At 34.2% G+C, this 6,802-nt stretch carries 12 protein-coding genes; 5 read left to right on the forward strand and 7 right to left on the reverse strand.

Annotated features, from left to right (window positions below):
- On the reverse strand, positions 1–328 hold a 328-nt coding region (locus INT03_RS11835; protein WP_193009098.1), incomplete at its 3' end, for a hypothetical protein.
- A 286-nt stretch (positions 329–614) separates the two neighbouring features.
- Positions 615–977 (reverse strand): tetratricopeptide repeat protein, encoded by a 363-nt coding sequence (locus INT03_RS11840; protein WP_193009099.1) that lies wholly within the window; start codon positions 975–977, stop codon positions 615–617.
- 413 nt (positions 978–1,390) lie between these two features.
- Between INT03_RS11840 and INT03_RS11845 the strand changes: the two genes are divergently transcribed.
- Entirely contained in the window at positions 1,391–1,924 is a 534-nt protein-coding gene (locus INT03_RS11845; protein ID WP_193009100.1) for a hypothetical protein, read from the forward strand.
- Positions 1,925–1,941: 17 nt separating this feature from the next.
- On the opposite strand, the gene INT03_RS11850 is transcribed toward INT03_RS11845, so the two are convergent.
- The 4 genes from INT03_RS11850 to INT03_RS11865 form a co-directional block, all read right to left on the reverse strand.
- Positions 1,942–2,322, reverse strand: a complete 381-nt coding sequence (locus INT03_RS11850) for an H-NS family nucleoid-associated regulatory protein (RefSeq protein ID WP_193009101.1) — start codon at positions 2,320–2,322, stop codon at positions 1,942–1,944.
- Positions 2,323–2,339: 17 nt separating this feature from the next.
- Positions 2,340–2,558, reverse strand: coding sequence for a hypothetical protein (locus tag INT03_RS11855; protein ID WP_193009102.1), 219 nt, complete (start codon positions 2,556–2,558; stop codon positions 2,340–2,342).
- Positions 2,555–2,890: a hypothetical protein gene (locus INT03_RS11860; RefSeq protein ID WP_193009103.1), complete on the reverse strand. Its 336-nt coding sequence runs from the start codon at positions 2,888–2,890 to the stop codon at positions 2,555–2,557. The genes INT03_RS11855 and INT03_RS11860 overlap by 4 nt, the downstream gene beginning before the upstream one ends.
- A 116-nt stretch (positions 2,891–3,006) precedes the next feature.
- A complete protein-coding gene (locus tag INT03_RS11865) occupies positions 3,007–3,357 on the reverse strand; it encodes an H-NS histone family protein (protein ID WP_193009104.1) in 351 nt (116 codons plus the stop codon).
- A 109-nt stretch (positions 3,358–3,466) separates the two neighbouring features.
- Between INT03_RS11865 and INT03_RS11870 the strand changes: the two genes are divergently transcribed.
- Positions 3,467–3,970: a hypothetical protein gene (locus INT03_RS11870; RefSeq protein ID WP_193009105.1), complete on the forward strand. Its 504-nt coding sequence runs from the start codon at positions 3,467–3,469 to the stop codon at positions 3,968–3,970.
- Between the two features lie 19 nt (positions 3,971–3,989).
- On the opposite strand, the gene INT03_RS11875 is transcribed toward INT03_RS11870, so the two are convergent.
- Positions 3,990–4,604, reverse strand: coding sequence for a tyrosine-type recombinase/integrase (locus tag INT03_RS11875; RefSeq protein WP_193009106.1), 615 nt, complete (start codon positions 4,602–4,604; stop codon positions 3,990–3,992).
- A gap of 315 nt (positions 4,605–4,919) precedes the next feature.
- On the opposite strand from INT03_RS11875, the gene INT03_RS11880 reads away from it, so the two are divergent.
- From INT03_RS11880 to INT03_RS11890, 3 genes are all read left to right on the forward strand, one after another.
- Complete coding sequence (locus tag INT03_RS11880) at positions 4,920–5,252, forward strand: hypothetical protein (RefSeq protein WP_193009107.1); 333 nt, start codon at positions 4,920–4,922, stop codon at positions 5,250–5,252.
- Positions 5,252–6,010 (forward strand): ParA family protein, encoded by a 759-nt coding sequence (locus tag INT03_RS11885; RefSeq protein WP_193009108.1) that lies wholly within the window; start codon positions 5,252–5,254, stop codon positions 6,008–6,010. Before INT03_RS11880 ends, INT03_RS11885 begins: the two co-directional genes overlap by 1 nt.
- Before the next feature lie 9 nt (positions 6,011–6,019).
- On the forward strand, positions 6,020–6,802 hold a 783-nt coding region (locus tag INT03_RS11890; RefSeq protein ID WP_193009109.1), incomplete at its 3' end, for a ParB/RepB/Spo0J family partition protein.

Raw genomic sequence — 6,802 nt, forward strand, 5'->3', positions numbered from 1 at the left:
CTCTATATTGTTTTATCTCTTCGCCTGTGGCTGGCGGCTTGATTGCAAGTGGCGTTTTCAAATCACTATTACTTATGACTTTTTTGTCTATCAATTGGTAACTTGGATGTTCGCCACAAACGAGTAAAAAAAGTGAGTAAGTTCTATCATCTAGTCTCATGTCACCACTCTCAATATCTCCAACCATATCTAAGTCATTCAAACCAATGGCTTTCGCTAGCACCAAAATTTTATCTGAAGGAAAATGTTTTTTTCTTAGCTTCGTAAAGTTATCCCTATCTGCTTTTAATACCACGCCCTTGAAAACCGTTGTACTGTTATTATTCACTTGTCTAACTCCTTCTTCGTATATACATATACCCATTTTGGAAACCCTCGTTCAATAAGTGGAAGCCCTATAGCAGACCTGTTTAACCTTCCTTCTTTATACATTGCTCCCAAGTCTTTACTTAATTGGGAACACTTAGGCGCTCCTAACAAACGAACCTTATAATCAGGTTTAAATTCATTAATGTAGCCTATTACAAATTCTTCGTTCAATACATCTACCGCTATATATTGATCTAAATAGTCTTGTATCCTGTAAAGTCTAATATTAAACAATAACTACTAAATTATTTGATAATCTCAGGGAATTCTAAAAACCTCTCGTCATAATCGTCTTGTGTTAAAGGGTCTGCCTTTTGAAAATATCTTTGCGCCCTTTCATCTGATTTTTCTACTCCTTCGCCAAATTTATACATCCAAGCGATGGCTAAAGCAGCGTCTGGATGACCCTGTTCATATGCTTTTTGGTAATATCGCATTGCAGTTTCATACGATTTTTCTACCCCTTTGCCATTAAAGTAGTTTTCAGCCAATTGAAAGTTAGTATTGGCATCATTAACATCTATATCATTCACATTGAATCTCCATTGTCTTATACCGTAAAAATTAAAAAAATTATCATTTAATACTGTAGGTTTGGTGGTTGACATCAAATTATCATCTATTTTTGTTTAACTTTACCTCACATCTCCTTCATATTATCAACTGAAATTGTAGTTGTCATATCCAGCTATACCTTTGCTCTAACATTTCTAACAAATCGCCACCTCTAATACCATGAATACAAGAATAGACCGATAGCAAACCATACAAAAATAATGAATGCTGCGGCCAAACTGATCCAGCCCATCAACACTCCTATAACCAACAAAGCAACAGATGCTATTTTGCATATTAATATTAAGCCTTTATTATCTGTAGTAAACATAATACCTCGAAATCGGTTATATTACTAATATATAAATATTAGCATAGAAAGATAATCATTTATATTATATTATTAATATATTACATAAAATTTATCTATGTTATAATACTAACTATAAAATATGGATTAGCTATTATGAGAAAAACTAGAGTTCCAAATGCAGATAATCGTTTTATAGACAAAAGAAGTAAATTAACAGACTCTTCTTTTGAGCTTGCTCTCAATATGCGCTATCCAATAGAGGGTAAGATAGCCAGTTGGAATACGATCAGTCAGCGCATTGGTGAGGAATACGGCATATCTGTATCTGAACAAGCAGTGTCACAACTACTTAAACGTTACCAAGATATATTTATTATTAATAAGCTGTCAGATAAGTTACTACAGAAGAGAAAAAGCAAAATACAAAATTATTATATTAAATCTTTGAATAAGCCTGATATTAAATTTAGGGGTGCATTGATTTTAGAGAAGAGTGCTGGTGATACCACATTCAAAATATACTCTACAGAAAACTGTAATATGGTTTTGTCTAAAACCGTAAATGGCCAAACAGACGCTATAAACGCTTTATTGGTTGAAGACCTAACAGATTTTTTTGGGTGGTCAGATTTAGCTAAAGATATATATGATTCTATTGGTGTTCAAAGATATATTGAAGTAGAGTAAGTTTATTCTAAACTTACTCATTTCACTCTAAATTCAGTCTTAGATCTACCCTGTTCCTCGTACTCACGTAACCATTTAGGTGTTTTACCTCTTCCAGCCCATACATTCTTAGGGTTTTCAGGGTCTTTGTATTTTATCCTTAACACTCTACTGGCCTTACTTTCTTTAGCCTTGCAAATATCTAAAGCTTCATCAATATCCATACCCAACCCTAAGACAGTAACCTCAAACTTACGCCAAGCTTCTTTAAGATCTTTTTCCTTCTTTTCCTGCCTCAATTTATCAAGTTTAATTATGAGGTTATCAATATCACTGACCTTCAAGCCGTCAACATCTAAGCCGCTAATAGTTGGTATATCTTCACTATGATAATCTTGCGCTTCGTCTAATTTTTCCACTGAAACCTCTTTAATATTTATTCAACTTCCAAATTGAGCCTTGCGTTTTCAATTTCTTCGTCTGTTAAATTAGATAAAAAATCTCTAAATAACTCTGCTACCAACCCTTTTTCTTTCTTCAGCTCACTAAGTTTCTCTGCCTCATAGGGATAGCTTTCGTTGGATATTTTAACGCTCCACCCTACAGTTTTCCCTAACCACTTGTCATTTGCATTTTTTGCCGCTTCACTGATCACTTATTCAACCCTCCTTCACTCAACATTTTTTTCATTTGCTCCAAGAAATTATTCGCCACCTCGTCACTAACTGGTAGCTCTTCTCTCTGTATCGTTGTTGGTATCGTTACACACATCAGTTTTGCAATATTACTAACATAAGGTTTTCGTTTACCTGCAAGGTGGTTTACAGCCATTTCAACCGCGCCCCTTCCTCTAATCTTAACAAGATACTCGTATCCTGCTCTGTCACGCTCACTCATTATTAGAACATTATCACTAATGCCTTCAAATGATTTTGGAAAATCCTTGCTAGGATTTTCAATTGATTTACTTATTTTATTAATTTCCATTATATAAACTCCTATATACTATCATCATTCTATTATATTAATAATATAATTTCAATAAAATAATAGGTATATAATACATTTAGTATTAATGGAAATATATTAATATTATATTAGTATTAATCCTTTTCTTTCAGATCCTCTTCTTTATATCCCTCTTTCAATCTAGCCTTATACCATAAAGGTGTTCTACCTCTTCCAGCCCAAACATTTGAGCTGTCAAGTGGATCACGAAACTTGATAGGTGCTTTTCTCATACCTTCCCCTAACCCAGCTATCCGCAATCCCATCTTTAGTGGAATATCGTTATCCTCACAATATTTGATAATATCCTCACCCATGTTTTTTAATGCTGTCTTTATTTTGGCCTGTCTTGTCTCCTCCAACCGCTTGCTTAGATTCTTATAATCATTAGCAGATAAATTTTCATTAAGTAGCATCTTCTCAATCTCAGCTATTTCATCAGTCACATTGCACCCCTATGTTAAATTAAACATTATTATTCAGTTTCTTAAATATTTTACACAACTTTATATTTATTTACTATAATAATAGAAAATAAATAACTGGTATTCATAAATGTTTAAAGAATCTAAAGATAAACTAAAGCGTATAATGGCTGCTGAAATGGCTATAAATCCTGATAATTATAGTTATATAAGCTATATAAATAATAATGTTAATCCTGTTATTAATGATATATCTGAAACCATCAAACCTTTTTGTCAGAAAGTATCTATTAGCAACTCTATTAATAGCGTAACCCTGCAATTCTCGACCAGCTTATTGACAAACAATATAATTGTCGTTGAGATAACGCCTGATTGCCGCTTGATTAACTTTGACATGTCATCAGGCGATGACTTTTATTACGATAAAACTTTTGAGATACATAATCCTGATAGTGATGATCGTAGTCTTGTATGGTCTGTTTTGATGAAGTTTTTAGAACTCAGATTAGGGCACTTAGAGACGGCACTTAATGAAAGCCCTGAAATACAAAGCGTTGAGCTATTACAAACACATGATAGTATGTTTGGTCAAGATACTACCACACCACCCATAACAAACAATGCTCTGTAAAAAATTGCGTCAACGCAAATTATAAAGGATGTTTTCTTGCTATCTCATGGGCTTGTTCTTCCTCAATACCTAGATAACTAGCAGTGTTTTGGATATTGCTATGGCCAAGCAGTAATTGACAAGCCCTTAGATTCCCTGTTTCTTTATATAGGTGAGAAGTCCTAGATCGCCTTAGTGAATGTGAAGCGAACATTTTATAATTAAGCCCTACACTTTTAAGCCACTTCTTAATCAAATCTCTGTAATGATCGGGCGTTATGTGCTTACCTGTTCCCTCTTTATCATATAACGAAGTAAATAAATAACTATCATTACTCAGACTTCTCTTAGTAATATAATCTGCTAAATACCTTTTCGTTTCATTAGTTAAAATACAGCTAATCCCCCTTCCTGTCTTACTCTGTATGACTTGAAAAGGATCTTTAACGCCATTCTCTTTATCAAAAACATCTTTCACCTTAATCTTGACAAGATCCACACCCCTTAAACTGCTATCAAGCCCCATGCAGAAAAGCAACAAATCCCTCTCTTCACCTCTTGCCTTTAAACTTAGTTTAATTAATTGCACTTGCTCACTGGTGAAAGGTGGCTTCCTGCCAATGTATCTACCCTCATTCCAAACTTTTTTAGTCATTGCGGCTTCTATCCCACTTTTCATTAAACCTACGGTTTTATGATTATATCACCAATTTAGTAGATTTTATTATAGCTAATCGCGTAAATCCCTTATATTTCATAGGCTTCAGTCTGCAAACAAATCTACGCTTCTAAATAGAAGCGTAGATTATCATTTAAATAATAATTAAGTTTTACTTAATAAAATAATCTTATGTATTAATATTAAAAATATATTATTAAACATTAATAAAATATTAAAGATAATGCTTGATAATATTATATTAATGTTTTATTATAAAGATGCTTAACAACAATTCAATTGGAGTCCTTTATGGATCAGTCACCAGTAAGAGAAGGACACAGCGTAGGCCAACTATCAAAACAAGATTTTGATAACGCTGTTAGTAACACTCGTATGAAGAAAAAAACGGTTGATATTGCTCGTGAAGTCATCGTTGACGGCTTATCTCCCAATGAGGTATCTAAGAAATATGATGTTTCTGTACAATGGGTAAATAACTCTTGTGACAGAATGCTAGCGGCAACTAAGCTTGATTTTCTCACTGTTTCTTTTCAAGTACCTTTAGCTATACGCCACGATGTATCGAAAATTGTCGATTCATGCGTTAAAATTTACCAAGCATCTGAAAAATTGGGGGAATAATGAAAACTGTAGTTATTTCAAATCAAAAAGGCGGGGTTGGAAAGTCAACCATAGCAACTCATTTAGCTATGCAAGCTCATTCAATGAACTTGAAAGTGCTGTTTGTTGACTTTGACATTCAAGGTAATTCTTCTAAATTTTTATCTAGCCGTTTTAAGGGTGACAAAACCTTTGAGCAAAACTCTACCTACAATTTGTTTTCTGAAGCCTCTTCAGATATCAATTCTGACGTAGAGTTTTATCTTGCATCAGGCACTTCTAAGCTTGCAAATATCAGTGAAGAGAACCTGCAAACTTGGGTGAATAATCATAACTTTCTATCTGATCATTTTGATATTTGCATCGTTGATACGCCACCAACTATAGGCTTGCCACAAATTGCACCTATGCTTGTTTGCAACTATGTCTTATCCCCTATTGAGCTAAGCGCATTCTCTATTGATGGTGCTACGAATATGCTTAAAACCTTAACCAACATTAAGAAAAATTATAACTCTAAGATCGAATTTCTAGGGCTACTACCTTCGCGGTTCAATAAAAACAATAACCGTCAAAAGACCATTTACCATGATCTTACTAACAAATTTAGTAGCTATATGTACCCAAACGATATGGTTGTTCCTGAACGTCAAGCTTTTGCTGACTCGTCATATTTAAACCTTCCTATTTGGGAAATTAAAGATCATGTTGCACCAAAAGTAAGCACTAAGACACGTCCAGTATTCTTAGATATTATCTCTAAAATTGTAAACAAATAAGGATTTACTATGTCAGGTTTAGACTCTTTATCAAAATTGAACATCAGCGGCTTACTTGATGATGGTGAAGTAGTAAGCGCCATTACTGAAGTAGAAATAAATATTATTCATGAAGACCCAAACAATCCACGTAAGGTTTTTAATGATAAAAACCTTGCTGAGCTTTCTGAAAGCATCGCTAAATTTGGGGTTTTATGTCCGATCTCAATCAAACCACATCCTGAAATTGAAAACGAATACATGATCAATCATGGTCATAGACGTTTTCGTGCTGCTCAAACTGCTGGACTTAACCTGATTCCTGCTTTTTTAGACAATAACATTAATGAGGTTGGCCAGTTTCTTGAAAACATACAACGTGAAGACTTAACCCCTCTTGATATCGCTAACTGGCTTTCACATGCTAAAGAAACGCAAGGTTTAAAAAGTAATGAATTGGCTGCTATGCTTTCTAAAAGTAGCACTTGGGTATCACGTCACTTGTCAATAATGGATGCCTCAGAAGACATTCAGAATGCTTTAAAACAAGGTTTAATCACCTCTGTTGAGTCTGCTGTATCGTTATCCAAAGCTTCTAAAGATCACCCTGAAGCAGTGGCTAAATTTATTGAAGACTCCAAGGATGGGGATGTTACTCAAAAAGCCGTTCGTGAATTTATTAAATCATTGAATAATTCAGATGACCTTAGTGCTGATACCAACGCATCAAATGATGACTTTGAAAGCAGTGATGATAACTTCGATGATGACGGCCTTGATGATGACCTAGATAGCGATACTAACGTCACTGAT

Origin of the sequence: Psychrobacter sp. PG1 (genome assembly GCF_014897815.1) — a bacterium.
In the GTDB taxonomy this organism is placed as follows: domain Bacteria; phylum Pseudomonadota; class Gammaproteobacteria; order Pseudomonadales; family Moraxellaceae; genus Psychrobacter.